Source organism: Acrocarpospora phusangensis, from assembly GCF_016862995.1.
GTDB lineage: Bacteria > Actinomycetota > Actinomycetes > Streptosporangiales > Streptosporangiaceae > Acrocarpospora > Acrocarpospora phusangensis.
In genome coordinates this window covers 1-25,237 of sequence record NZ_BOOA01000099.1, presented here as the reverse complement: position 1 = coordinate 25,237, position 25,237 = coordinate 1, and the positions used below count along the sequence as shown (strand labels likewise).

Sequence of the window (25,237 nt, the reverse complement as noted above, 5' to 3'; positions counted from 1 at the left end):
GACGAGCCCGGCCATCGAGACATCGCGGCGTTTCGTCGTGTAGTGGGTCTGACCCACGCCGATGACCGCGCAACGGTTGCCCATCAGACCTCACTCGAGAGAACGGCCACCAGGTTGTGCTGGAGGCAGGGGCCGCTGGTGGCGTGGGCGACCGCGCGGCGGGCGGTGCCGTCCATGACGCGCTGGGCGGCCTCGCCGACGCGGATCAGGCCGGTCGCCATGACGGGGTTGGCGGCCAGCGGGCCGCCGGAGGGGTTGATCACGGTCTCGGCGGGCAGGCCGAGGGCCTCGCGCAGGATGGGCTCCTCGTGGCTGAACTGGGTGTGCAGTTCGGCCACGTCGACCGGGCCCTTGCCGACTCCGGCGGCTGCCGCGGCGTCGGCGGCGGAGGCCGATCGGGCGAGGTCCCGCATGCCCAGGTAGTGGGGTTCGATGCGGTGGGCGATGCCGGTGATGTAGGCGAGGCGCGGATAGTTGGCGAGCAGGTCGCCGGCGACGAGGACGACGGCCGCGGCCCCGTCGGTGATGGGAGCGGCGTGGCCGTCGTCGCCGGGGGTGGGGTCGGGCAGGTCGAGCGCGTACGGGTTGTCGCGGCCGTCGGCCCGGCTGCGCCGCACGATCGTGTCCAGTTCGGCGCGGTCGGCTCCCCTGGCGCTGGCCTGGAGCCCGGCGAAGGAGATCTGGTCCAGGCCGAGCGGGGCCAGGTAGTACGGGTCGAGCTGCAAGGTCATGATTTCGCGCAGGTCGCTCATGGAGGTCTTGCCGAAGCCGTACACGAGGGCGGAGTCGACGTCGCCGTGCTGGAGGCGGACCCAGGCTTCGTAGAGGGCGAACGCGCCGTCCATCTCGACGTGGCTCTCCGAGATCGGCGGCCAGGCGCCGAGCGCGTCCAGCGCCGACACGAACGAGAAGGGCGCGCCGGCCAGGTAGTCGCAGCTGCCGGAGCAGGTGAAGCCGAAGTGGCGCAGCCCCGACTTGGCGCGGACCTCCTCGATCACCGGGTGCAGCAGTTCGGGCTCGGTCAGCCCGGTGTCGTGGTCGGTGTGCACGGTCTGGGCGAACGCGACGATCGCCACCTCACGCATCAGTTCTCCAGCTCGGCGTCGGGCTCGCCGGTGGGAGCGAACCATTTGATGTTGCTCATGGCCAGGGTGCGTTCCGATTCGGGCACCCAGACGGCGCGTACGCGCATGCCCTGCCGCACTTCGTGCGCGGGCACGTCGCCGACCAGCGCGATCATCGGGGTGTCGGCGCCGTCCAGCAGGATGTACGCGGAGACGAACGGCACCTGCGGCGCCCGGGGGTCGGGCAGGTTGTTGATGGCGAACGTGGTGATCGTGCCGGTGTCGGCGACCTGGCGTTCCTCCTCGATGAGGGAGCCGCAGCCGGGGCAGGCCAGGCGGTAGGGCACGTACACCTTGTCGCAGGTCGCGCAGTGGCCGGCCAGGAAGACGCCGTCGCGCACGCCTTCGAGGAAGCGGGTGAGCGCGCGGCCGGGTTTGAGGGTGTACTCGGCGCGGACCGGGGACACGATCTTGGTGACGTCGGGGACGAAGCATTCGATGTCGGTGATCTGGCCGACGCGTTCGGCGCGCCAGCGGGGGCGCACCCGCAGCCCGGCGCGCATGGCCTTGGGGTTCTCCGCGTCCACGACGTGCACGAGCGCGGTGTCCGCGCCGTCCAGTTTGATCGTCGCCCAGGCGAACGGGCGGTCGAGGGGGTGGTTGCGGCGCGGCGAGTCCACCCAGACCCATTCGGCGACCGTGCCGGCCGGGCCGACCTGGACGAACTCCTCGGTGACGGCGTCGCCGGTGTGCGGGTCGTACTCCAGGGGTGGCACGAGGGTGCGCTGGTCGGCGGTGCGCACGCCGACGATCCGGCCGTCGCGTAACTCGGTCAGGAAGCGGCCGATGACGGGGCCGGTGGTCCTGGTGTAGCCGCCCGGGAACTCCAGCACGTGCGTGGCGGTCAGCTCGGAGTTCCCGGTCACGTCAGATGGCACGGTCACGGCCTTCCCAGTAGGGTGCGCGGAGCTTGCGTTTGAGCAACTTGCCGTTCGGCTCGCGGGGCATCTCGTCGATGAAATCGATCGTCTTGGGCCATTTCATCTTGGACAGGCGGCCCTGCAAAGAGCCCAGAATCTCGGCGGCCAGTTCGGGGCCCGGCGTCTCCCCGGGCGCGGCCTCGATGACGGCCTTGATCTGCTCGCCCCACTCCTCGTCGGGGATGCCGAAGACGGCCACGTCGGCGACCTTGGGGTGCACGAGCAGCTCGTTCTCGATCTCGGCCGGGTAGATGTTGGTCCCGCCGGAGATGATCATGTCGGCTTTGCGGTCGCAGAGGAACAGGAAGCCGTCCTGGTCGAGGTAGCCGATGTCGCCGACGGTGAAATAGTCACGCAGGCGGTTCGCCTCGGTCTTGGCGGGATCGCCCTTGTACTCGAAGCGCACGCCCAGCATCTTCATGTAGATCGTGCCGGGGACGCCGGTCGGGACCTCTTCGAGGTAGTCGTCCACGATGAGGAGTTCGCTGATCGGCCAGGCGTTGCCGACCGTGCCGGGGTGCTTCTTCCAGTCCTGCGGCGTGGCCAGGGTGCCCCCGCCCTCGGTTGCCGCGTAGTACTCGTACACGACGTCGCCCCACCATTCGAGCATCTGCTGTTTGACCGGGACGGGGCAGGGCGCGGCGGCGTGGATCATCCAGCGGAGCGAGGACAGGTCGTAGCGGTTCCTGGCCTCCTCGGGGAGGGAGAGCAGCCGTTTGAAGTGGGTGGGCACCATGTGCGAGCTGGTGACGCGGTAGCGCTCGCACAGGCGGAGCGTCTCCTCGGCGTCCCACTTGTCCATGTAGATGAGGGTGTGGCCCATGTGCAGGGCGGTGCCGCCGAACTGGGTCACGGCCGTGTGGTAGCTGGGCGAGGTGATGAGGTGGGCGTTCGGCTGTCCCGGGGTGATCCCGAACAGGGTGAGCAGGAACGTCATGAGTTCGGCGCCGTCGTCCGGGTCCAGGCCGCTGAGCGGGCGGCGTACGCCCTTCGGCCGGCCGGTCGTGCCGGAGGTGTAGTGCATGGTGGCGCCGGCCGTACGGTCCTCGGGTGTGGTGTCCGGTCTGCCGTCGGTCAGGTCGGTGACCGGGCGGAAGCCGTCCACGGTGCCGAACGCGAAGCGCCGGTCCGCCGCCAGGTCGCCCGCGCCGGGCGTGCCCTCCTCGGCGTACCGTTCGTGCACGAAGTACGCCTTCGCCTCGCTGTCGGCCACGATGTACGCGATCTCGGGCCCGGTGAGGTGCCAGTTGATCGGCGTGTAGTACCAACCCGCCTGAAGGGCGGCCAGGTAGAGGGTGAGGCCGTCCACCCCGTTCGGCACCAGCCCGCAGATCCCGTCCCCGGGCTGTAACCCCAGTTCCCTGAGCCCGTGCACGAGCCGGTTGGCCCGGGCCAGGAGTTCTCCCGCCGAATGTTCCGTGCCGTCCGGATCGACGGCCGCGACCCAGCCGGGATCGGTGCGTGCGAGCCTCCAGAAGCCGAGCGACCCCATCCGGAACTCCCTTGTCCGCGCGGGCAACACAAACGAGAATCTGTTCTACGTTGCGGGCAGGTTAACCCGCCCGGCCAGACCCGATCAAGCGCTTGTTGAGGAAACGGAAGAGCTCCCGCCACACGCCTGAAACGCCCGCAAACCCTTCCCCACCAGCAGGTACGGCCAGCACCCCAACCCTGGGACACTCCGCGCCGCACCCGCTGCCGTCACCGGCCTCAGCCGTCCCAGCCCAGCAGATACGTGTTCTCGCTTCGGCGAATGTCCAGGAGGTTTCGTGGAACTCTTGCCCATCAGCACCCCCCACTGCCGGGTCGAAAGGGACGGCCACCTCGTCGTCGTCACCATGGACCGCCCCGAGGCCAGGAACGCCCTCTCCACCGACATGCTCGTCGGCATGGCCGACGCCTGGGCGTACATCTCGGCCGAACCCGGCGTGCGCGTCGGCATCCTCACCGGGGCGGAGGGCACCTTCTGCGCGGGCGCCGACCTCAAGGCCATGGGCTCGCCCTCCGCCGACGAGCGCGTACGCCGGCGGGCCGCCGAGATCGCCGACTTCCACTGGAAGGGCCTGCTCCGCCTGGACATGCCCACCAAGCCGATCATCAGCGCCGTGGAGGGCTACGCCGTGGCCGGCGGCACCGAACTCCTCGTCGGCACCGACCTCCGCGTGGTGGCCGAATCCGCCACCCTCGGCCTCTTCGAGGCCAAACGCGCCCTCTTCCCCATGGGCGGCAGCGCCGTCCGCCTCCCCCGCCAGATCCCGTACGCCTTCGCCATGGACCTGCTCCTGACCGGCCGCGCGGTGACCGCGGCCGAGGCGTACCGGATGGGCCTGGTCAACCAGGTGGTCCCGGACGGGCAGGCCCTCGCCAAGGCCCGTGAGCTGGCCGAGGACGTGGCCTCCTCCGGGCCGCTGGCCGTGCAGGCGATCCTGCGGACCTACCGCGACACGCTCGGCATGGCGGAGGAGGAGGCCCTCAAGGTCTCCGACGCCCTCGGCTGGCCGGTGATCGGCTCGGAGGACGCCAAGGAGGGCTCCCGCGCCTTCCGCGAGAAGCGCCCCGCCAACTACGAAGGCCGCTGAGTCAACGCCGGTTGATCAACGGCGGCGACTTCAGCCGGTGGTGGAACAGTTCCAGGGCCTGGAGACGAATCCAGGCCCTGGGAGGGCGAGTCAGTCCGCGGTGATGCGGTCGAGGCGCTCCATGGCCGAGACATACCCCTCGATCATCTCGAAGACGACCTGCCTGGCGGATTTGACCTGGTTCATCGTGCCGATGATCTGGCCGGCGGGGAACGTGGCCAGTTCGGCGGCGTCGGAGCGGCCGATCCGGCGCAGCGCGTCGGAGACCAGCATGAACTGCAGCGGCATCGGGAGCGTGCCCGGCGAGTCGGCGGCCTCCCACGCGTCGGTCCACTCGTTCTTGAGCAGGCGGGCGGGCTTGCCGGTCCAGGAGCGGGAGCGCACGGTGTCGCGGGAGGTGGCGGCGAGGATGCGCTGCCTGGCCATCTCGGGGGTGTCGGCCTCCTCGACGGTGAGCCAGATGGAGCCGGTCCAGACGCCCTCCGCGCCGAGGGCCATGCCCGCCGCCATCTGCCGGCCGTCGCCGATGCCGCCCGCGGCCAGGACCGGGACGTCCACCGCGTCGACGACCTGCGGGATGAGGACCATGGTGGAGATCTCGCCGGTGTGGCCGCCCGCCTCGGTGCCCTGCGCGACGACCACGTCGACGCCGACCTCGACCTGCTTGACCGCGTGCCGCGGCGTGGACGCGAGGGCCGCCACCTTGACGCCCTTGGCGTGGGCCTGCTCGACCACGTCGGCCGGGGGCGGCCCGAGCGCGTTGGCGAGCAGCGCGATCGGGTGCCGCAGCGCCACCTCGACCTGCGGGCGCGCGGTCGCGTCGGTCCACCCGAGCAGGGCGCGCCCGGCGTCGTCGCCGTTGAGCGGGGGTACGCCGTGCCGCTCCAGCAGCCCGTCCACGAAGGACCGGTGCCCGGCGGGGATCATCCCCTGCAGCCGGCCCAGCAGGTCCTCGGGCGAGTCCACACCCAGGTCCGCCCCTTCGTACGACGCGGGCATGACCACGTCCACCCCGTACGGCATGCCTCCCACGTTGTCGTCGATCCACTTCAGTTCGGTCTCGAGCTCCTCCGGCGTGAAGTAGAGCGCGCCGAGGACTCCCATGCCACCGGCCCTGCTGACCGCCGCGACGACATCCCGGCAGTGACTGAAAGCGAAGATCGGGAACTCGATCCCGAACATGTCCGTGACCCGCGTTCGCATGCCCCAACCGTACGAGCCGGGCATCGCAAACTGCAACACGTTCTACTCTAGAACCTTTGCTCTAGAGCGCCGCTACTTGCCGGGTTCCGGGTCCCTGGGCAGGCCCAGCATGCGCTCGGCGATGATGTTGAGCTGGACCTCCGTGGTGCCGCCGTAGATGGTCATCGCGCGGGTGGCCAGGACGGCCCGGTTCCAGTAGCCGGCGTCGCCGAGCTTCCAGTCGGCGGCGGTCACGGCGGCGGAGCCGAGCAGGTCCACGGCGCACTCCGCGACGTGCTGCGCGTGCGAGGTGGAGAGCAGCTTGCGGACCGAGGCGTCCGCGCCCGGCTCGGTGCCGGCCAGCTGCTTCAGCGTGACCCGCAGCGACAGCGCGTTGATGGAGTGGCCCTCCGCGACCACGTGCGCCAGGGTCTGGCGCTCCGCCGTGTCCAGCTCGCGGCCGAGGCGGCCGGTGAGGCCGAGCAGGTCGGGGACGGAGGAGCCGGTGCCGCCCGCGCCGGAGGACAGCGAGACGCGTTCGTTGGAGAGGGTGTTCCTGGCCACCTTCCAGCCCTGGTTGACCTCGCCGACCACCAGGTCGTCGGCGATGAAGACGTCGTCCAGGAACACCTCGTTGAACAGGTTCTCGCCGGTCATCTCGGTCAGCGGCCGGATGGTCACGCCCGGCGCCTTCATGTCCACGAGGAAGTAGGTGATGCCGTCGTGCTTGGGCCCGTCGCTGGAGGAGCGGGCGATGCAGATGCCCCATTCGGCCACGTGCGCGACCGAGGTCCAGATCTTCTGGCCGTTGAGCCGCCAGCCGCCCTCCACCCGTTCGGCCTTCATCTGCACGGAGGCCAGGTCGGAGCCGGCGCCCGGCTCGGAGAAGAGCTGGCACCACATCGTCTCGCCGCTCAGCGTCTTGGGCAGGAAACGCTCCTGCTGCTCGGCGGTGCCGTACGTGGCGATGGAGGGGACCACCCAGGCACCGATGATCATCGCGGGGAGCTTGATGCCGGCGGCCTTGAGCTCCTGCTGGATGATCACCTGCTCCAGGGGTTTGGCGTCGCGGCCCCACGGCCGGGGAAGGTGTGCCATCACGAAGCCGGCGGCGGCCAGGGCGCGCCTCTGCTCGATGCCCTCCAGCGTGCCGATCTCGGCGAGTTCGGCACGGATGCGCTCGCGCAGGGGTTCGGCGTCCTCGGGCAGTTCCAGGTGCATCTCCCGGGAGACACCGGAGAGCGCCAGCGCGGCGACGTCCTTCGCCCAGTCCGCGGAGGCGCCCAGCAGCGCCCGGATGGTGAGCGCCCGCCGGTAGTAGAGGTGCGCGTCGTGCTCGAAGGTGTAGCCGATGCCGCCGAAGGTCTGGATCGCGTCCTTGGCGCACTGCACGGCCGCGTCGGGGGCCATCTGCCCGGCGATCGCCGCCGCGAAGGCCAGCTCCGGGCCCTCGGCGCGGGTCGCGTCCCACACGGTGGCCCGCGCCTGCTCCAGCGCGACCAGCATGCGGGAGAGCTTGTGCTTGATGCCCTGGAACTGGCCGATCGGCCGGCCGAACTGCACGCGCACCTTCGCGTACTCGGCCGCGGCCGTCACGCACCACTGCGCGACCCCGGCCGCGTCGGCCCCGAGCAGCACCGCGGCCAGGTTCCGCACCGCCGCCTGCTCCAGCCCGTCCAGAACCCTCTCCCCCGGTACGGCTACCGCCGCCAGCTCCACCTGCGCCACGCCCCGGGTCAGGTCGAGCGCCCGGATGGGCGTCACGGTGGCCGCCGCGGCGTCGATCGCCACCCACTCCCGCCCCTGGCCGGTGGTGACCGGCAGCACGAGCACGTCCGCGAGCGTGCCGCCGAGCACGGGCCCGGCCGAGCCGGACACGGTCAGCACGCCGTCGGCCCACTCGCCGGTGAGGGCGCCTTCGAGGGCGACGGCGCCGGTCAGCGTGCCGTCGGCGAGGCCGGGCAGGAGTTCCGCCTGCGCCTTCTGCGCCTTGCCGCCCGCCGCGAGGATGGCGGCGCTCGCCAGCACGGTCGGCACGAACGGCCCGGGGGCCACGCGCTCGGCCAGGACTTCGACGGCGACGGCCGCTTCGAGCAGGCCGTAGCCGGAGCCGCCGTGCTCCTCGGGGAGGTGCAGGCCGAGCAGGCCCTGGCCGGCGAGGGCCGCCCAGAAGGCGGGACGTTCCTCGGTCTCCGAATCGACGGCGCGGCGGACGACGTCGGCGGGGACGAAACGCTCCGCCCAGCCGCTCACCGACTCCCGGAGTGCCTCGTGCTCCTCGCTCAGCCCGATCGCCATATGACCCTCCACACTCGTACGATGCGCAGAATCATATTCTAGAAGAAGCTTCGCGAAACACTAGAGCGGGCGGAGCGTCCAGACGAGCATGTTCAGGTCGCGGTGGAGTTCCTCGCGGTCGCCGGGGATGGAGGCGAACAGCATGGCGGGCTTGGCCCGGCCGGTGTCCACCAGCGCGACGATCGCCTCCGACGTGCGCTTCTCCCCCTCGGCCTGGTACGTCACGCGGTAGCCGAGCAGCCAGCCGGTGCCGTACCGGACGGGCTGGGAGGCGGTCCAGCGGAGGGTGGCGCCCTCGGGCTGGTAGCGCAGGGTCCAGCGGGCGGCGCGGGTGGCGATCTTCCGGAAGTCGGCCTGGCTGGAGAGGGTGCCCGGGTCGGCGCCGGGGAGCGGTCCCGAGGCGATGACGGCTTCGCCCGAGCGCTGCCGGAACTGGAAGGGGTCCGCCTTCGCCGACCGCCAGGGCGCGCCGAACTTGGCGTACGAGATGCCGGACTTCTGGTCGTTGATGAGGGAGGCGACCGCCGTGCCGCCGCCGGGGAACACGGTCATGCTCCGCGAGGCCGGCACCCGGGGCAGCACGACGGGGGTGGCGGTGGCGCTCGGCGACGGAGCGGCCGAGGCGATCGCGGGCGGGCTGGCCTGGGCGGCGCGCTGGACGGCCACCGTGCCGGGCGGCTGGTCCTCGGCGCGGAGCGTGTACACGACCACGACCCCGGCGATGCCGATGCTGACCGCGCAGACGACGTACACGATGCGCAACGGGATGTCGCCTAAGTTGCGGCGCGGAGGCGGGGGCGGAGACGGCACCCGCTCCGGGAACGCGAGCCGCCGCAACTCCTCCGGGCTGACCTTCGGGAGTGGCGTCGTGGGCGCGTCGTAGGAACGGATGAACGGCCGCCGCGGGCTGCCCTGTTCGTCCGTCATGTCCGCAGATTACGCCAAGAGTCATGATCGTGCCTTGACGATGTCACGGTCCATCACGACGTGGTTGCTGGCTTCCCGCGTACCACCTGGATAGACAGTCCGACATGAGAATCTCACCGGTGATCACCCAGGTGACGGCCAGGTCCGCGGGGAGCCTGGCGCTGGTCCTGGCGTTCGCCACCAGCGGCTGCGGCATGCTGCCGGACGCCACCCGGGCGACCCCCGCGAACCCCGCCACCAGCGGCCCCAGTCAGAGGCCCAGTCAGAACGTCAGCCCGCCCGCGGCCGCGATCGACGTCGAGTCCGCCTACGAGCAGGTCATCAAGCGCGTCCTGCCGTCCATCGTGCAGATCACCACCGGAAACGACCTCGGTTCCGGGATCGTCTTCGACACCCAGGGTCACATCGTGACGAATGCCCATGTGGTGGGGGATGCGAGGGAGTTCCAGGTCACCGTCGCGACCGGCGGGCAGGCCAGGCACGCCACGCTGGTCGGCACGTACCCGGCGGGGGACCTGGCCGTGATCAAGGTCGGGGACGCCGACGGGCTGGCGCCCGCCCTGTTCGCCGACTCGGCGGCGGTCCGGGTCGGGCAGATGGTGCTGGCGATGGGCAATCCCCTCGGGCTGTCGGGGACGGTCACCCAGGGCATCGTGTCCGCGCTTGGCCGTACCGTGACCGGGCAGTACGACGACGGCCGGCCGGGCGGCACGATCGCGGACGCCATCCAGACCTCGGCGGCCATCAACCGGGGCAACAGCGGCGGCGCACTCGTCGACCTGTCCGGCCAGGTGGTCGGCATCCCGACCCTGGGGGCGTCCGATCAGGCCGGCTCGGTCGACGGCATCGGCTTCGCCATCCCGAGCACCACGGCCAGCGACATCGCCCAGCAGCTCATCAAGGACGGCAGGGTCGTCAACAGCCACCGCGCGGCCCTCGGCGTCCGGGTCGGGACCGCGATCGGCGAGAACGGCGAGCCCATCGGCGTGGTCGTCAGCACGGTCGCGGCGGGCAGCGGCGCGGCGAAGGCCGGCATCAGGCCCGGCGACGTGATCGTCAGCGTCAACGGCGCGCCGACCCCGACCACCACCGCGCTCTCCGAGGTGCTCGCCGGACTGAGCCCGCGCAAGCAGGTCAAGGTGGAACTCCTCGACGAGAACGGACGGGTTCACGCCGTCACCGTGACCCTCGGCGAGCTACCCAGCTGAACCTGACAATCTCATGTGAGAAATTGGCGGGTACGCCGTCCGGGTTGTTACCTTCATGCGATGACCTCCACCTCCGGCACCTTCGGCACGTCCGGCACCGCGACTGACCTCACCGAGTTCATCGCCGGACTGCCGAAAGCCGAGTTGCACGTGCACCACGTCGGCTCGGCCTCCCCCCGCATCGTCGCCGAGCTGGCCGCCCGCCACGAGGGCTCCACCATCGTCCCCGCCGACCCGGACCAGCTCGCCTCCTTCTTCGACTTCCGCGACTTCGGCCACTTCATCGAGGTGTACGTGGCCGTCGTGGACCTGATCAGGGACCCCGAGGACCTGTGGGCGCTCATTTACGGCGTGGGCACCGACCTGGCCGCCCAGAACTCGCGCTACACCGAGCTGACCATCACGCCGTACACGCACCTGCTCAACGGCTTCGGCGACGAGCAGTTCTGCGAGATCATCGAGGACGCGCGCCGCCGGGTCGAGGCCGACCACGGGACGATCCTGCGCTGGTGCTTCGACATCCCCGGCGAGTACGGCGTCGCCTCCGCGGAACGCACCCTCCGCCTCGCCCTCGACCAGCGGCCCGACGGCCTGATCAGCTTCGGTCTCGGCGGCCCCGAGGTCGGGGTCTCCCGGGAGCAGTTCGCGCCGTACTTCGCGGAGGCCCGCGCGGCCGGCCTGCGGTCCGTGCCCCACGCCGGCGAGACGACCGGCCCGGAGACGGTCTGGGACGCCATCAACTTCCTCGGCGCGGAGCGCATCGGCCACGGCATCGCCAGCGCCCAGGACCCCGAACTCCTCGCCTACCTGGCCGAGCACCAGATCCCGCTGGAGGTCTGCCCGACCTCCAACATCTGCACCAAGGCCGTCCCCACCCTCGCCGACCACCCCCTCCCCGCCCTCGTCGCGGCCGGCGTCCCCGTGACCATCAACTCCGACGACCCGCCCATGTTCAGCACCACCCTCAACCAGGAGTACGCGGTCGCCGCCCACCTCCTCAACCTCGACCCCAACGGCATCGCCGACCTCGCCAGAAACGCCGTCCACGCCTCCTTCCTGGACGAGCCCGGCAAGCGCACCCTCCTGAGCGAGATCGACGCCTACACGAGCCAGTGGCTCTCCCGCCCACCCGCCCTCCAAGCCTCCACCGAATGAGCCCGTCCGGTCTCACCGGGCGGCGCGTGGGAGCCGGGACCCTAGCGCCATACGCCGATGATCACGCCGAGCGCCGGCAGTTTCACCAGCCAGTCGCCGGCGTGGATCGCGGCGAGGCGCCAGGGGGATTTCTCGTGGACGATCGCGCCGATCCACAGCACGGCGGGGAAGCCGAGCCACAGGACCAGGCCCAGGGCCAGGCCGGCGGTCCAGGTGTCGATCTGGGCCCGCACGGCCAGGGCGGTCATCACCCCGGCGAGGACAAGGCAACGGCCGGCCTCCGCGGGCCTCTCCTTTGGCCGTGAATGTGACGTTCACCCGGGTTCCGTCGTCGCCCCAGTCGAAACGCGCCGACCGAGGCCGGGTGGCGGCGCGTTCACGCAGCCGGGCGCCGGGCAGCCAGCGATCGCGTTCGGTCTCGTCGACGAAGGCCGTGAAAAGGCGGTCGACGGAAGCGCTCACGGTTCGGGACACGCTGATCGCGAAGCCGTCCGGGTGCTGGCCGACGGCTCGGCCGCCGCGGGCCCGCTCGTAGCTCACCGTCACCGCCTGCGCCGCCCACGCCAGCGGGACGACGCCCAGCGTCTCCGCGACCCGGCGGGCGATCTCCCGATGCGGCCGCTGCGCCATCCCGGCGTCGTCGAGCAGGTCGAACCACTCCTCCCACTCACGTCCGGTCCGTCGCCGGATCGCGTCGTCGGAGGTCGCCAGCACGGGTGCCGCGCCCGCGTCGGAGTCATGCGATTCGTGACCCGCCAGTAGCGCGGCGCGCGCCGCCGTGTAGCTTTCGCCTGTCTTGGCCATCCGCGTTCGGACGAGCCGTTTGAAGGACCGTTGCACGGTCATCGTCTGCTCCCTGTCCACGGCGGCGATCCGCGACTCACGCTCGCGCGACCCCGCCGGAAGGGCACGACCTGACCGGCGTCCCAAGGGCTGCGGCCCCCTTTGCTCCCGCTCGGCCGGTGGCGTGAGCACCGGAACCGGGAGTTGGGCGCAGGACGGCACCGAACACCGAATATACCCGGCGGCCCGCCTGTACGGCAGTGCCTCAGTTGCCGGACCTGCGGCCTCCGCGCGTCAACGCCGGTCGGCCGCGATCCACGCCGTGGCGAAGTCCACCACCGCGCGCGGGGACGTCAGCCGACGTGGACGACCGGGCGGCGGGCGGTGTCGGGTTCGGCTTGGCGGAGGACTTCGCGGGTCAGTGGGGGGATGTCGCCGCCGCCGAAGACGAGGTAGCGGAGGAGGGCGCCGATGGGGTTGCCTTCGGCCGCCCAGTGGAAGTAGACGTGCGGGATCAGGCCGGTCTCGTCGCGGAGGTGGAGCAGGAGGGCGGCGATGGAGTTGGCGACGGTGGGGCTCTCCATGCGGAGGATGCGGAAGCCGTGGCGTTCCTCGCCGACGACGTGGAGTTCGCCGGCGAACTCGGAGGCGTCGGGGACGGTGACCTCCAGGAAGACCAGGGTCTCCGCGCTGCGCAGGCGGTGCAGTTCCCAGGCTTCGCGCGCCTTGTCGATGTACTCCTTCTGGTCGCGCGCGTGGGGTTCGTTGGCGATCAGGCGGATCTCGCCGCCGTGGGTGACGAAGGCGGTGGCCTGCTCGTCGAGGGTGATGCTGGTGACGCGGAGTTCGGTGGAGCGGGTGGCCCGGGAGATCAGCGAGGTGACCACGATGGCCAGCGAGAACAGCAGGGCGATCATCAGGCCGTCGGGGCGTTCGATGACATTGGCCACGGCGGCGTACGCGAAGATCAGCGACACGGCGCCGAAGAAGCCGGCGGCCCGGGTGCGGCCGGTGGTCCAGGCGGAGAGGGTCACCGCGACCGCGGCGGAGAGGATCAGCGCGAGCACTCCGGTGGCGTACGCGCCGCCCTGGGACTCCACGTCGGCGCCGAAGAGCACGGTGATGAGGAACGAGACGGCGGTGAAGACCAGCACCATCGGGCGGGTGGCGCGGGTCCAGTCCGGGGCCATGCCGTAGCGGGGCAGGTAGCGCGGCACGATGTTGAGCAGCCCGGCCAGCGCGGAGGCGCCCGCGAACCACAGGATGGCGATGGTGCTCAGGTCGTAGGCGGTGCCGAACCAGTCGCCGAGGAATCCGTGCGCCAGGTACGCGAGGGCCCGCCCGTTGGCCGCTCCGCCCTCCTCGAACTCCGCCGCCGGGATGAGCAGGGTGGTGACCGAGCTGGAGGCGATCAGGAAGACGCTCATGATGAGCGCGGCCGTGGTCAGCAGCTTGCGCGTGCCCCTGACGCGTTCCGCCAGGTCACCCTTGACCAGCGGCATCACCGCGACGCCCGTCTCGAAGCCGGACAGGCCGAGCGCGAGCTTGGGCATCACGTACAGCGAGACGGCGATCATCGCGAGCGGGCTGGAGTAGTCGGTGGCCAGCAGCGCCTGCCAGTCGGCGACCACATGCGGCTGGGCCAGCACGTGCTGGACGCCGGTCGCCACGACCACGACGTTGAGCACCAGGTAGACGGCGACCAGCACGACGGCGATGGAGATGGCCTCGCTGAATCCCGCCAGGAAGACCCCGCCGAGCCCGGCGATCAGCAGCAGCGTGACCGGCACCTGCCAGCCCTCCAGCGCGGCCGGCACGAAGGGGTTGTGCAGGATGTGCGCGGTGGCGTCGGCGGCCGACAGGGTGATGGTGACGATGAAGGCGGTGGCCACGAAGCCGAGCAGGAACAGCACGAGCAGTTTGCCGCCCCAGCCGGGCATCAGCCGCTCCAGCATCGACAGCGAGCCGAGCCCGTGCGGGCTCTCGCCCGCCACCGCGCGGTAGGTGGGCAGCGCGCCGAACAGGGTCAGCGCCACCAGCAGCAGTGTCGCGACGGGGCTGAGCGCGCCGGCGGCGAGGGCCGCGATGCCGGGCTGGTAGCCGAGGGTGGAGAAGTAGTCCACCCCGGTCAGGCACATCACCTGCCACCAGGAATGCTGATGGGCGGGCGCGTCCTCGGGATAGGGGGCGTCGGTGCGCCCGCCCGTACGGCTCAGCCCCTGGAGCAGCCAGCGCCGCAAGGGCGTCGCCGTGTCGGACACCACGTCACCCCGCCCCCGCGTCGAATTCAAGGCTGCTCATGCTGCCTCAAGATCGCGCGCGGCATCAACGCCGGTTGGCCGCGATCCAGGCCGTGGCGAAGTCCACCGCCGCGCGCTGGGGCATCAGCCGCGCGGTCGCGCTGCCGACCTGCCCGAACGTCACGCCGCCGGCCGCTTCGAACGCCGCCCCCAGCTCCTCGAAGTCGTCTTCCTTCTCGAGGACGTCCGTCCAGGTGACCCACTCGCTGGTGCCGTCCGCCCGCCGGATGGACGCGCCGTGCGGCCCGCGCGGCGGTGACTCCTGCCGCCACTCCCCGAGGTGCAGGGAGGTGTTGGAGTCGTGGCCGACGCCCAGCAGCAGCACCTTCCCGTCGAGCCGGTAGAGGGCTCCGAGCGGCGAGTCCTCGCCCAGCGCGTCGTCCAGCCGGTGGCCGCCGGTGACCGTCTCGGCGTGCGCGCCGATGGCGGCGAACGACAGCCACGGGTGCGCGCTGCGTACGGCCCCCGGCCAGGTGCGGACGGTCTCGGGGAGGAGGCCCATCCACCGGCTCGGCGTCACCGCCGGGTCGTACCCGGGGGACTGCGAGCGGATGACCGGCCACCACTCCTCGGGCACGGGCGGATTCCGCCAGCCCGCGGGGTCGCTGTTGTCCCCGGTCTGGGTGGGCACCACCAGCGTGCCCGTGGGGCCGAGGGCGTCGAGGAACGCCTGGACGACGGCCTGCACGCCGCCGACCACGTAGCCGAGGCTCTTCATGGAGGAGTGCAGCAGCACCGTGTCGCCCGGGGTGACGCCGAGCGCGAGGAGGTCGGAACGCACCGTTCGCACGGTATGCGGAGCTTTTTGGTCCACCGGGCGACTATAACGAGCCTCAGCAGGCGGAACCGCTGAGTAGTTCGGCGCCGCCGAAGCTGCGGGCGGCCAGCGGACTGCCCTGATCGACGAGGGCCAGTCCGGACGCGGCTTCACGTGTCCTTCCGGGTCAGGCGGGAGGTTCCGATCCTAGACGTGCCGGTTCGCCCGCGTTACGCCGTACCAGATAGCCGAAGACGAGCGTGGTGAGGAACATCAGGACGCCGTAGACGGCCGGCGGGATGGCGATCGTGGAGTTGTTCAGGAGGGTGGGGCTGAGGGCGATGGTGATGGCCAGCGTGCTGTTGTGGATGCCGATCTCCATGCCCGACGCGATGGCCTGGCGGCGCTCCACCTGGAAGAGGCGGGGCAGCCAGTAGCCGACGGTGAGGCTGATGGCGCTGAACAGCACGGCGACCAGGCCCACCGAGGCGAGGTAGTCGAGGATGCGCTCGCGCTCCTGGACGATGGCGCCCGCGATGACGCCGGCCAGCACGACCGCGGACAGGATGCGGACGGGCTTCTCCATGCGGTCGGCGAAGCCCTGCTGCCAGCGGCGGACCAGCATGCCCACGGCGACCGGGATCAGCACGATGGCGAAGACCTGGAGGACCTTCCCCGCCTGCAGGCCGATGTCCTGGCTGTCGCCGACGAAGTGGTCCAGGGACAGGTTGACCACGACCGGCAGCGTGAACGCGGCCAGGATGGAGTTGACGGCGGTGAGGCTGATGTTGAGGGCCACGTCGCCGCCGAACAGGTGGCTGTAGAGGTTCGCGGTGGTGCCGCCCGGGGAGGCGGCCAGCAGCATCATGCCGACGGCCAGCAGCGGGTCGAGGCCGAACAGGCTGACCAGGCCGAAGCAGATCGCGGGCAGCACGAGCACCTGGGCGACCAGGGCGATGGCCACCGCCTTGGGGCGGGCGAGGACGTTGGTGAAGTCCGCCACGGTCAGGGAGAGGCCGAGGCCGAGCATGATGAGGCCGAGCGCGGCCGGGAGCAGAATGGTGGTGAGGACCGACTCTTGCATGGGGGGACCCGTTCAGGCGCAGGGTGGGCGGGAGCTGGGTAAGCAGCCGCTGACTTTGTCTAACAGGTGGAACCGCGCCGATCAAGAAAGAAAGCCGGAAGGATACTGTCCTGAAATAGCGGCATGTTTCCGACATACTTATCCGCCTACCGAGTGATCGGAGGACCGTCGGCAATGCCGGATGCCACGCCGCCGCCCGTACGCATAGGGGAATACCCAATCACCAGCGTGCTCGCGGAGGACGACCACAGCACGGTGTACGCGGCGACCTCCCCGGGTGGGGAACGGGTCGCCGTCACGTTGTTCAAGACGAGGCTGCGCGACCCGGACGAGTTCCTGACCAAGATCGAGAACCTGCAGTCCGGCCCGGCCTACCACGCCGCCTCGATCCTCGACGCGGGGACGTCCGGCGGCATGCCGTACGTGGTGAGCGAGTTCGTGGACGGTCCTTCGCTGGCCCGGCAGGTGGCCGAGGACGGTCCGCTGACCGGGGCGGCCCTGGACCGGCTGGCCATCGCCACCATGACCGCGCTGGCCGCGCTGCACCAGGGCGGTGACGCGCACGGCGCGCTGCGTCCGTCGGCGGTGCTGCTGGGGCCTGACGGTCCCCGGGTCACGGGCGCCGGGCTGGCCAGGGCGGTGGACGAATCCGCCAAGGACGAGGAGTGGGTGCGGGCGTACACCACCCAGCGGGTGCACTCGCCCGCCTTCGAGGCCCCCGAGCAGTTCCAGGGCGAGCCGGCCGGCCAGGCCGCCGACCTGTTCTCCTGGGCGGCCACGATCGCGTTCGCGGCCACCGGCGGCTCCCCGTTCGAGGGCGGCTCCCCGTCCGCGACGATGAACCGCGTCCTGCACGACGAGCCGGATCTGTCGGGCTTACCCGAGCCGGTCCGCGAGGTGGTCGCCGACTGCCTGGCCAAGGAGCCGAGCGCCCGGCCGACCGCGAGCCAGGCGCTGATGCGGCTGGTCGGCCACTCGCCGCTCACCATCGAGCGCGCCGACCTCCCGGTCCCCACCGAACCGGAGCCCGTGCCGGCACCGGCGCCGGGGCCAGGACCGAAGGAGCCGCGCAGGTTCGGGCTGCTGATCGGCGCGGCGGCGGTGGCGATCGTGCTCGCGGCCGGCGGCGGCGGGCACGTGATCGCGCGGGCCACCACGCCTGTCACCACCCAGGTGGCGAGCACGGCCTCCGCCGCTCCCGGCCTGAGCACGGTCTCCGCCTCCGCCGAGCCGACGCCGCCGGCCGAGCCGACCTCCCGGGTCGAGGTGCCCGGCCTGGACATGACGCTCCTGGAGCACCCGTCCGACGCCGCCACGCTGACGGCCTACCGGAAGGGCGCCGACACCTACGTCAGGGACGGCTCGTTCGGCCAGTTCACCAAGCTGCCGGTGCCGGACGCGGAGCCGGTGCTCTCCCCCGACGGCCGTACCCTGGCGGTCTACACCCCGGCCGTGATCGCGTTCACCGGCGACCGTCCTTTCACGGTCCCGCTCGAACCGTACGGCACGACCGAACGCCCCACCTGGTCGCGGGACGGCAAGCAGCTCCTGCTCACCGTGCTGAGCGACGGCGAGGAGCCCCGGCCCTCCGGCTTCGTCCTGATCGACCTGGCCACCCAGCGGGCCACTCTGGTGGACACCGACGACGAGACGACCGGCGGTGAGGTCGGCTACGCGTGGCTGCCGGACGGCACCGGCGTGGCGGTCGGCTACCAGCCGGGACGCGAGGGCCAGGGCGACCACGGCGTACGGTTCCGGGGGCTCGACGGCGCGGAACGCCGGACCATGCACTGGGTGGGCGAGACCTACGGCCGCCGCATGTTCTCCCCGTCCGGCCGGCAGTTCGTGACCTTCTGCCCGAGCGGCGGCACCTTCTGCCTGTGGGACGGCACCACCGGCGTCCGCCTGGCCTCCATCGCCGTCTACATCGACGACGCCTTCCTGTCCGGCTGGTACGACGACACGCACCTGATCGTGGGCGACCCGAACGGGAAGACCCACAAGGTCGTGGCCATGGACCTGCGCGGCCGCACCCCCCGCGTCCTGGCCGAGATCGCCGCCAAGGACGACACTGACGATCTGCTGCTGTACTACACCAGGAGCTGACCCCCGATGTCCCCCGTTGTCCCGTTGGAGCCGCAGGAGCGGCTCGGGCCGTACCAGCTGGTCGGCCGGCTGGCCGAGGACCGCGTCTTCCTGGCCGATTCCCCGTCCGGCGAGCAGGTCGTCCTGCGGCGGCTGGCCAGACCCCTGGACAGCAGGGCCAGGGACGCGGTCGCCCGGATCTGGGAGACGGCCGCGGTCGGCACCGCGCACATCCTCGACGTCGGCCGCGACTACGTGGTCACCGAGTACGTCGAGGGGCCGACCCTGGCGGAGGAGATCGCCGGCCGCGGCCCGCTGACCGGCACCGCCCTGCACCGCCTGGCCATCGCCACCGCGACCGCCCTCGCCTCCCTGCACCGCGCCGGCCTCCACCACGGCCGGGTACGGCCCGGCAAGGTCATCCTCGGCCCCGACGGCCCCCGCCTGCTCAACCCCGACCGCACCCGCGCGGCCACCGCCTTCGACGACGACGTGTGGCGGCGCCCGGACGAGGACGAGGGCCCGGCCGCGGACGTGTTCGCCTGGGCGGCCGTGGTCGTGTTCGCCGCCACCGGCCGCCCGCCCTTCGACGAGGACGCCGAACGCCGCCGCTCGTACGGCGCGGCCGACCTCGGCCCGCTCACCGGGCCGCTGCGCGACCTGGTGGCCGACTGCCTGGCCCAGGACCCGGCGGACCGGCCGACCGCCGAGGAGACCCTGCTCCGGCTGCTCGGCCACTCCGGCACCCTGGACACGGCAATGCCGGACCCGCACACGCCGCGCCCGGTCGTCCCACCCCCGCCGGCGCGCCCCCGGTCCCGGATGCCGGTGCTGATCGCGGGCGCGGTCGTGCTGGCGCTGGCGGCCGGCGCCGCCGGCTACTTCGCCACGCCGCGCACCCCCCGGACGGTCACCGTGGCCGCCACCACCGCGCCCGCCGCCGCGCCCGCCACCGCCGCCGCTTCGGCGGCTCCCTCGGTCCGGCCGCCCACGCCGGTCCCGACATCGGGCGTCGCGGAGGTCGCCCTGCCCGACGGCACGGGCACCGTGTACGAGCACCCCGACGACCCCATCCGGCTCTCGTCCTACCAGGTCACCACCGAGGACGACCAGCGCATCCCGTACGCGTACACCGGCCGGGGCTACACGAAGACCGGCAACCACTACGACCTCACGGTGATCTCCCCGGACGGCCGGTGGCAGGTCACGATCAACGAGTTCTACCTGTCGCAGCACGAGCGGATGGACGTGTCCCTCACCGACCTGAAGGACGGCACCAGCTTCACCCTGCCCACCGTGACCACACCGACCACGGCCCACTACCCCATCTGGTCCCCCGACAGCCGTACCCTCCTGTTGAGCCTCTGGTACACGGAGACGCCCGAGAAGACCTACCCGAGCGGCTTCATGAAGGTCGATCCGGTGACCCGTAAGACCACCGTGTTCCAGACGTTCAACGCCGACGACATCGCCGGGTTCCTCGCCCTGCCGGCGAACCTGCGCGGCGGCGCCATGTCCGCGTACACGTGGACTCCCGACGGCGGCATCGCCTCCATCTACGTCACCCCCGAGCAGACGTACGGCCTGCGGCTGTACGACGCCGAGGGCCGGGTGCTGCGGAGCATGCACTGGGTGGGCCGGGTGACCGGCCGGGACTGGTTCTCCCCGTCCGGGCGGCTCCTGCTGACCAGCGGCTGCGAGGAGACGTTCGCCTCCTGCCTGTGGGACGCCCGCACCGGTGAACGGGTCGCCACCGTGCCCGCCCGCGAGAAGGAGCACCTGCTCGGCTGGTTCGACGAGACGCATCTGATCAACGGGCGGCAGGACGGCGGCACGTACCGGGTGGAGGTGGTGGACCTGACCGGGAAGCCGGTCCGGGTCCTGGCCGAGCTGCGCAGCAGGGAGGACGGATTGGCCCAGCTGTTCTTCACCCCGAAGTGACGCTGTGAGCGCCGAACCGTCGGAGATCGGCGGGCACACCATCGTGCGCCCCCTCGGCTCTGGCGGCCAGGGGATCGTCTACCTGGCCGAGAGCCCGGACGGGCGGCAGGTCGCGATCAAGGTGCTGCACTCGGTGTCGGACGACACCGCCGTCAGCCGGTTCCTGCGCGAGGCCGAGGTGCTCCCCGAGGTGGCGTCGTTCTGCACCGCGCAGGTGCTGGAGTCGGGGACGGCGGACGGCGTGCCGTACATCGTCAGCGAGTACGTGGACGGGCCGACGCTCCAGCAGGCGGTGCGGGAGCACGGGCCGCTGCGCGGGTCCCGGTTGCGGCAGCTGGCGACGGGTACGGTGACGGCGCTGGCGGCCATCCACGGGGCCGGGGTCGTGCACCGGGACTTCAAGCCGGGGAACGTGCTGCTGAGCAGGGACGGGCCCCGGGTGATCGACTTCGGCATCGCGTTCGCGGTGGACGCGGAGGCGACCTCGGCGGGGCCGCTGGGGACGCCCTCGTACATGGCGCCCGAGCAGTTGACCGACCAGCGTCCCGGCCCCGCGGCGGACATGTTCGCGTGGGGGTCCACGATGGTGTTCGCCGCGTCGGGGTATCCGGCGTTCGGGGCGGACACCGTGCCCGCCGTGCTCAACCGCATCCTGCGCGGGGAGCCCGACCTGGGCGGCCTCGACGGCGACCTGCGCGAACTCGTCGCCCAGTGCCTGGCCAAGGATCCGGACGCGCGGCCCCGGGCGAACGAGGTGCTGCTCCGCCTGCTGGGGCGGGAGGCGGCCACGGTCGAGTCGCCGCGCCCCCGGACCCGGGTCTGGCGGCTGGCCGCGGCGGGCGGCGCCGTGCTGGCGGCCGTGGCGACCACGGCGGTCGTGCTGCGGCTGAACACGGCGTCACCGCCACCCGTGACTCCGCCCGCCCCGGTCATCGCGCAGGTGCCGTTACGCCTGTCCGGGGCTCCCTCGCAGGACACCCGTGACCTCCGGGTGCCCGAACTGGACGCGGTCTTCCACGAACATCCGTCCGACCCGCTCAAACTGACGTCGTTCGTGGTCCGGCAGGGCCTGCTGGCCGAGCCCGGGTTCGTCCGGACACCGGGGAAGGACACATTCGAACGGCTGGAGGAGTTCGTCGATCCCGTGGTGTCACGGGACGGCCGGCTCGTGGCCTCCGTCTACCGGAACAACAGCTCGCTGGGGGACAAGGCGAACGAGGTGCGGTTCACCGATCGCGGCACGGGAGAGACCTTCTCGGTGGCGACGGTCAGGAAGCCGCTGCTGGTACGCGCGCCCACCTGGGCGAACGACAACCGGCGGGTGCTGATCACCCTGTACGTGAGCATCGACGAGGACGGCGACGGCGGCGGCGACCAGGACATCGTGCGCGGGTTCGCGGTGGTGGACACGGCGGCCAGGACCGCCAGCCCGGTCATGCTCGACGTGGAGGACTACCAGAATTTCGGCTGGGCTCCCGACGGCACCGTGGTGGCGCCCGCTTCCGACGGTCTGCACTTCCACCGCCTCGACGGGAGCGAGTCCCGCACCCTCGGCATGCTCCGCGTACGCAATCCCTCAGCCGCCGACTTCTCGCCGTCCGGCCGGTTGACGGCGGCGTTGTGCGCGGGCCGGGTGCGATCGGTGTGCGTGGTGGACACCGCCGGCGGGGAGGAGCGGGCCCGCTTCGCGCTCCCGGCCGGCGCGCACCTGTGGAACTGGTTCAACGAGGACCATCTCGTCATCTACAACGCGACGCCGGACCCGTGGACGGTCACCATCGTCGATCTCACCGGCCGCGTCGTCCGCCCGATGGCGGAGATATCCGGAACCGAGGACACGTACTGGCTTCTGCACTGGGGGGCTTAGCCGTCCTGGGCGGTGTCGGTGACGTCGCGTTCCGCGTACTCGACGTCGTCGGCGCGGCTGAGGGTGGCCAGGGCGGCTTCGACGTCGGCGTCCGCCGGGAGGCGCAGCAGCACACGGCCGCGCGGGGACACCCGGACGACCTGGCAGCCGGGGACGGCGTCGCGGACGCGGTCCACCCGTCGGCGCAGGTCGTCGGGCTCGGGTGAGCCGCTGAGCTGCACGATCACGCGGGTTGTCATGGTTCTCCCAGCATAGGCCAGCGCGGTGGACGGGATCCGGGGATGCTCGGCGCGCAGCAGGGCGGTGCCGATGCCGGCCAGGCCGAGGAACAGGCTCGGGTTCTCCTCGCCGCCGGGGACGCCGCACGGCCAGAGCCCGTCGCCGACGAGGTCGACCGCGATGGCGGCGGCGTCGCGGGCCGCCTCGCGGAGCACGGGCTGGCCGAGGATGTCGGCGGCGTCGAGGAGGAGTTCGATCGCGCCGGAGAGGCCGTGGCAGAGGGACAGGTCGCGCTTGTGGCCGGTCATGGTGGCGATCAGGCGCAGGGCGGCGTCGATGGCGACTCCGGCTTCGGCGGCGTAGATCTGGCGGCCGGTCAGGTCGTACTGCCGGAGTCTGGCGTGGCCGATGCCGAGGGCGCCGTGGCACCAGTAGAGCGGCCAGGCGAGGTCGCCGTCGGCGGCTTCCCTGAGGTCGGGCCAGTTGGCGTGGGTGTCGGAGAACCAGGAGCGTTCGAAGGCGGCGGCTTCGGCGGCGAGGCGGAGGCCGTCCGGGGTGCCCCATTCGGTGAGGGCCAGGGCGATGCCGGAGGCGCCGTGGGCGAGGCCGCAGAGTGGGGGCGAGCTGATGTCGGACGGCCAGCAGGTGCCGCCCGCGGGGTGTGGGCGGGCCTGTTCGACGAGGCCGCGCGCGGTGCTCTCCGCGGTCGTCGCGGCGAGCGCGGCCTCCGGGCCTGGCAGTCCGCGGGAGAGGTGGAGGAGGGCGAGCAGGGTGCCGGCGCGGCCGCAGATCAGGTCGATGGCGGACGGCACGCGCTGGCAGGTGAGGCGGGTGAGGCGGGCGGCCGTCTCCATGAGCCGGTCGTCGGCCAGGAGTTCGGCCGCGTCGAGGGTGGCGGCGGCGACGCCTGCCGTACCGGACAGGAGGGCGCCGTCCGGGCGGGTGCGGCGGACCCAGTCGGCGGCGTGGGCGAGGGCTCCGCGCGCGGTGCGGGCCGCTTCGGCGTCACCGCTGATCGCCGCGTACCTGGCCAGGTAGAGGCCGATGCCGGCGGTGCCGCCGTAGAGGTCGCCGTCGACCGCGCGGTAGACGACCTTCTTGTCACCGGCGATCTCGTCGCCGAACCAGGTGGCGTGCTCGCCGTCCCAGAGGGCCTCTTTGACGAGCTTCTCGGCGATCATGGGCGGGCTCCCAGCAGGTGCGGGCGGACCGGGTCGATGCCGGCGGCGCGGAATCCGTTCACGATGGCCTGCGTGACGATGGCGGGATCCCGCCGCGCCTGCGGCGCCATGTCCTGCCATATCCGCACAAGCACCTGGCATCGCGTCACCCCGAAGCTGTCCCCGTCGAGCGGGCCCTCCGCCTGCCCGACACCCGGCGCGAGCGCCGAGCACAACCGCGGCCTCGCCGGGCGCAGCACCTCCCGAAGCTCCCAGGCCGCCGCCCGCAGCTCTTCTTCGAGCGCGGCCGCGTCCGGCGCGCCCAGATACAGCACGATCGCGTCCGCCCGTCCGCCGTGCTCCACCGCCAGCGGCGTCTTCAGCTGGTACGGCACCCGCGGATGCCCGGCCAGCACCCTCGTCAGCACGCCGACCGCCCGGGGCGCGTCATCCGGGGCCACATTCAGATAGGTCCGCATCAACCGGTCCGCCCCCGGCGGCGGCCACTCGCCCCGCCGCGTGTACCAGAACCCGCTCTCCGCGTCACACCACGTCCACGCCGCCCGCGCCAGCAGCGCGTCCCCCGCCCGCGCCGCCAGCCCAGGCCGATGCGGTACGGCATACGCCCCCCGCGGCAGGTGCCGCCGCAACTCCCCCCTGACCGCCACGACACCACCCAGGTCGGTCACCGCCTCCGCCCGCCACCCGCCGACGAACCGGGTCGCGTCGGCGTGCGCGGCGTTCAGGGCGCCGGGCAGGTTGACGTCGATCGCGCTGGGCACGGCCGGGCGGGCGGGCAGGGGGGTCATCGCCAGATACCAGGCGTACAGGGTCTGTTCGGCGTCGAGTTCGTCCGGGGCCAGCGCAGCCAGCACCTCACCGGCCCGGGGGATGTCCGGATGGATCATTCGCCTACCTCGCTCTGGCTGTGGCCGTTCGCGCCGATCACTGGACCGCCTCCAACACCGGCGACGCTCGCCCGGGTGCTCCCGCGGATCGTGCGCCGGCCCCCTGGGTCGGCATCTCCCGGGCCAGAACCTCTCGGGCCAGTGCCCGATGGCGGGCGACCTCCGCGGCCGGGTCGTCCAGCCAGGTGGTGAGCTGGAGGGCGCGGACCAGCAGGCGGCAGGCCACGAACGCGGCCAGCTGGGGGAACTCGGCCGGGCGGCCGGCGGTGTAGCCGTCGAGGAACGCTTTCACGGTGCTCGACGGGGGGTCGAAGGTGGCGCCGGAGCTGAGGTACTCCTGGATCGCGCCGGCCACGTCCCAGCGGGAGTCGCCCGCGCCGGCGGACTCCCAGTCGACCAGGACGGCCTCGCCGCCGGGGCGGATGAGCACGTTGCTGAAGCGCACGTCGCCGTGGACGGTGGTGTCGTCGGCCCAGGCCGTACCGACGAGGGAGAGGGCGGCGCGGTGGGCGGGGTCGGCGAGGATGTCGGCGGTGAGCGCGCTGAGCCGCCGGTCCCGGTCCAGGACGGGGAGGCGGGCGGGCCCTTCGAGATCGAGCAGCCACGGGCGGGCCGGTTCGAGCGCCAGGCCGGCGGCGTGCCGGTGCCAGGCCCCGAGGGCACGGCCGAACGCGGTCGCCCAGCGCGGGTCGAGCGGGTCGTGCGGCGCGGCGAGCCGGTCCAGCCGCCGCGCCGCGATC

The 25,237-nt window shown here is 72.1% G+C and carries 18 protein-coding genes and 1 pseudogene; 6 read left to right on the top strand and 13 right to left on the bottom strand.

Features of this window, described 5'->3' with window-relative positions; translation table 11 throughout:
• Nucleotides 1-83: 83 nt before the first annotated feature.
• Genes Aph01nite_RS35825 through Aph01nite_RS35815 form a run of 3 tightly spaced genes read right to left on the bottom strand, consistent with a single transcriptional unit; the run spans nt 84 to nt 3,536 of the window.
• Entirely contained in the window at nt 84-1,085 is a 1,002-nt protein-coding gene (locus tag Aph01nite_RS35825; RefSeq protein ID WP_204045509.1) for a thiolase family protein, read from the bottom strand.
• A complete protein-coding gene (locus tag Aph01nite_RS35820) occupies nt 1,085-2,002 on the bottom strand; it encodes a Zn-ribbon domain-containing OB-fold protein (RefSeq protein WP_373872364.1) in 918 nt (305 codons plus the stop codon). Before Aph01nite_RS35820 ends, Aph01nite_RS35825 begins: the two co-directional genes overlap by 1 nt.
• Complete coding sequence (locus tag Aph01nite_RS35815) at nt 1,992-3,536, bottom strand: acyl-CoA synthetase (RefSeq protein WP_204045508.1); 1,545 nt, start codon at nt 3,534-3,536, stop codon at nt 1,992-1,994. Before Aph01nite_RS35815 ends, Aph01nite_RS35820 begins: the two co-directional genes overlap by 11 nt.
• A gap of 277 nt (nt 3,537-3,813) precedes the next feature.
• Between Aph01nite_RS35815 and Aph01nite_RS35810 the strand changes: the two genes are divergently transcribed.
• Nucleotides 3,814-4,623, top strand: coding sequence for a crotonase/enoyl-CoA hydratase family protein (locus Aph01nite_RS35810; protein WP_204045507.1), 810 nt, complete (start codon nt 3,814-3,816; stop codon nt 4,621-4,623).
• Nucleotides 4,624-4,713: 90 nt separating this feature from the next.
• Here Aph01nite_RS35810 and Aph01nite_RS35805 read toward each other — a convergent pair whose 3' ends face one another.
• The 3 genes from Aph01nite_RS35805 to Aph01nite_RS35795 form a co-directional block, all read right to left on the bottom strand.
• Nucleotides 4,714-5,826, bottom strand: coding sequence for an NAD(P)H-dependent flavin oxidoreductase (locus Aph01nite_RS35805; RefSeq protein ID WP_204045506.1), 1,113 nt, complete (start codon nt 5,824-5,826; stop codon nt 4,714-4,716).
• A gap of 72 nt (nt 5,827-5,898) precedes the next feature.
• The gene (locus Aph01nite_RS35800) at nt 5,899-8,103 is read right to left on the bottom strand and encodes an acyl-CoA dehydrogenase family protein (RefSeq protein WP_204045505.1); all 2,205 of its coding nucleotides are present in this window, start codon (nt 8,101-8,103) and stop codon (nt 5,899-5,901) included.
• 60 nt (nt 8,104-8,163) lie between these two features.
• On the bottom strand, nt 8,164-9,030 hold the full coding sequence (locus Aph01nite_RS35795; protein ID WP_204045504.1) for a hypothetical protein: 867 nt from the start codon (nt 9,028-9,030) through the stop codon (nt 8,164-8,166).
• A gap of 104 nt (nt 9,031-9,134) precedes the next feature.
• Between Aph01nite_RS35795 and Aph01nite_RS35790 the strand changes: the two genes are divergently transcribed.
• Both Aph01nite_RS35790 and Aph01nite_RS35785 read left to right on the top strand, forming a co-directional pair.
• Nucleotides 9,135-10,238 carry a S1C family serine protease gene (locus Aph01nite_RS35790; RefSeq protein WP_204045503.1) on the top strand — a complete coding sequence of 368 codons (1,104 nt, stop codon included), beginning with the start codon at nt 9,135-9,137 and terminating at the stop codon, nt 10,236-10,238.
• A 60-nt stretch (nt 10,239-10,298) separates the two neighbouring features.
• A complete protein-coding gene (locus Aph01nite_RS35785; protein ID WP_204045502.1) occupies nt 10,299-11,393 on the top strand; it encodes an adenosine deaminase in 1,095 nt (364 codons plus the stop codon).
• A 41-nt stretch (nt 11,394-11,434) separates the two neighbouring features.
• Here the strand turns inward: Aph01nite_RS35785 and Aph01nite_RS35780 are convergent.
• From Aph01nite_RS35780 to Aph01nite_RS35765, 4 genes and pseudogenes are all read right to left on the bottom strand, one after another.
• Nucleotides 11,435-11,650: pseudogene (locus tag Aph01nite_RS35780) on the bottom strand (DUF1761 domain-containing protein); the annotation flags it as partial.
• Between the two features lie 879 nt (nt 11,651-12,529).
• Complete coding sequence (locus tag Aph01nite_RS35775; protein ID WP_239162235.1) at nt 12,530-14,437, bottom strand: amino acid transporter; 1,908 nt, start codon at nt 14,435-14,437, stop codon at nt 12,530-12,532.
• Nucleotides 14,438-14,501: 64 nt separating this feature from the next.
• Nucleotides 14,502-15,257, bottom strand: a complete 756-nt coding sequence (locus tag Aph01nite_RS35770; RefSeq protein WP_307836818.1) for an AAC(3) family N-acetyltransferase — start codon at nt 15,255-15,257, stop codon at nt 14,502-14,504.
• A 163-nt stretch (nt 15,258-15,420) separates the two neighbouring features.
• Nucleotides 15,421-16,317 (bottom strand): bile acid:sodium symporter family protein, encoded by an 897-nt coding sequence (locus Aph01nite_RS35765; protein WP_204045500.1) that lies wholly within the window; start codon nt 16,315-16,317, stop codon nt 15,421-15,423.
• A 174-nt stretch (nt 16,318-16,491) separates the two neighbouring features.
• On the opposite strand from Aph01nite_RS35765, the gene Aph01nite_RS35760 reads away from it, so the two are divergent.
• The 3 genes from Aph01nite_RS35760 to Aph01nite_RS35750 are packed head-to-tail and all read left to right on the top strand — an operon-like array spanning nt 16,492 to nt 22,210.
• The gene (locus tag Aph01nite_RS35760) at nt 16,492-18,423 is read left to right on the top strand and encodes a serine/threonine protein kinase (RefSeq protein WP_204045499.1); all 1,932 of its coding nucleotides are present in this window, start codon (nt 16,492-16,494) and stop codon (nt 18,421-18,423) included.
• Between the two features lie 6 nt (nt 18,424-18,429).
• Nucleotides 18,430-20,343, top strand: a complete 1,914-nt coding sequence (locus Aph01nite_RS35755) for a serine/threonine-protein kinase (protein WP_204045498.1) — start codon at nt 18,430-18,432, stop codon at nt 20,341-20,343.
• A gap of 4 nt (nt 20,344-20,347) precedes the next feature.
• On the top strand, nt 20,348-22,210 hold the full coding sequence (locus Aph01nite_RS35750) for a serine/threonine-protein kinase (protein WP_204045497.1): 1,863 nt from the start codon (nt 20,348-20,350) through the stop codon (nt 22,208-22,210).
• On the opposite strand, the gene Aph01nite_RS35745 is transcribed toward Aph01nite_RS35750, so the two are convergent.
• The 3 genes from Aph01nite_RS35745 to Aph01nite_RS35735 all read right to left on the bottom strand — a co-directional run.
• The gene (locus tag Aph01nite_RS35745) at nt 22,207-23,610 is read right to left on the bottom strand and encodes a lanthionine synthetase LanC family protein (protein ID WP_204045496.1); all 1,404 of its coding nucleotides are present in this window, start codon (nt 23,608-23,610) and stop codon (nt 22,207-22,209) included. The two genes, Aph01nite_RS35750 and Aph01nite_RS35745, sit on opposite strands and share 4 nt — an antisense overlap.
• On the bottom strand, nt 23,607-24,497 hold the full coding sequence (locus Aph01nite_RS35740; RefSeq protein WP_204045495.1) for a T3SS effector HopA1 family protein: 891 nt from the start codon (nt 24,495-24,497) through the stop codon (nt 23,607-23,609). Before Aph01nite_RS35740 ends, Aph01nite_RS35745 begins: the two co-directional genes overlap by 4 nt.
• A gap of 37 nt (nt 24,498-24,534) precedes the next feature.
• A partial coding sequence (locus Aph01nite_RS35735; RefSeq protein ID WP_204045494.1) for a phosphotransferase occupies nt 24,535-25,237 on the bottom strand: 703 nt, incomplete at its 5' end.

Bases quoted from the DNA above. Each gene is read 5' to 3' on its own strand.
- Aph01nite_RS35760 (WP_204045499.1), top strand. From the start codon at position 16,492: ATGCCGGATGCCACGCCGCCGCCCGTACGCATAGGGGAATACCCAATC.
- Aph01nite_RS35825 (WP_204045509.1), bottom strand. From the start codon at position 1,085: ATGCGTGAGGTGGCGATCGTCGCGTTCGCCCAGACCGTGCACACCGAC.
- Aph01nite_RS35765 (WP_204045500.1), bottom strand. From the start codon at position 16,317: ATGCAAGAGTCGGTCCTCACCACCATTCTGCTCCCGGCCGCGCTCGGC.
- Aph01nite_RS35790 (WP_204045503.1), top strand. From the start codon at position 9,135: ATGAGAATCTCACCGGTGATCACCCAGGTGACGGCCAGGTCCGCGGGG.
- Aph01nite_RS35805 (WP_204045506.1), bottom strand. From the start codon at position 5,826: ATGCGAACGCGGGTCACGGACATGTTCGGGATCGAGTTCCCGATCTTC.
- Aph01nite_RS35745 (WP_204045496.1), bottom strand. From the start codon at position 23,610: ATGATCGCCGAGAAGCTCGTCAAAGAGGCCCTCTGGGACGGCGAGCAC.
- Aph01nite_RS35795 (WP_204045504.1), bottom strand. From the start codon at position 9,030: ATGACGGACGAACAGGGCAGCCCGCGGCGGCCGTTCATCCGTTCCTAC.
- Aph01nite_RS35800 (WP_204045505.1), bottom strand. From the start codon at position 8,103: ATGGCGATCGGGCTGAGCGAGGAGCACGAGGCACTCCGGGAGTCGGTG.
- Aph01nite_RS35815 (WP_204045508.1), bottom strand. From the start codon at position 3,536: ATGGGGTCGCTCGGCTTCTGGAGGCTCGCACGCACCGATCCCGGCTGG.
- Aph01nite_RS35755 (WP_204045498.1), top strand. From the start codon at position 18,430: ATGTCCCCCGTTGTCCCGTTGGAGCCGCAGGAGCGGCTCGGGCCGTAC.
- Aph01nite_RS35740 (WP_204045495.1), bottom strand. From the start codon at position 24,497: ATGATCCATCCGGACATCCCCCGGGCCGGTGAGGTGCTGGCTGCGCTG.
- Aph01nite_RS35785 (WP_204045502.1), top strand. From the start codon at position 10,299: ATGACCTCCACCTCCGGCACCTTCGGCACGTCCGGCACCGCGACTGAC.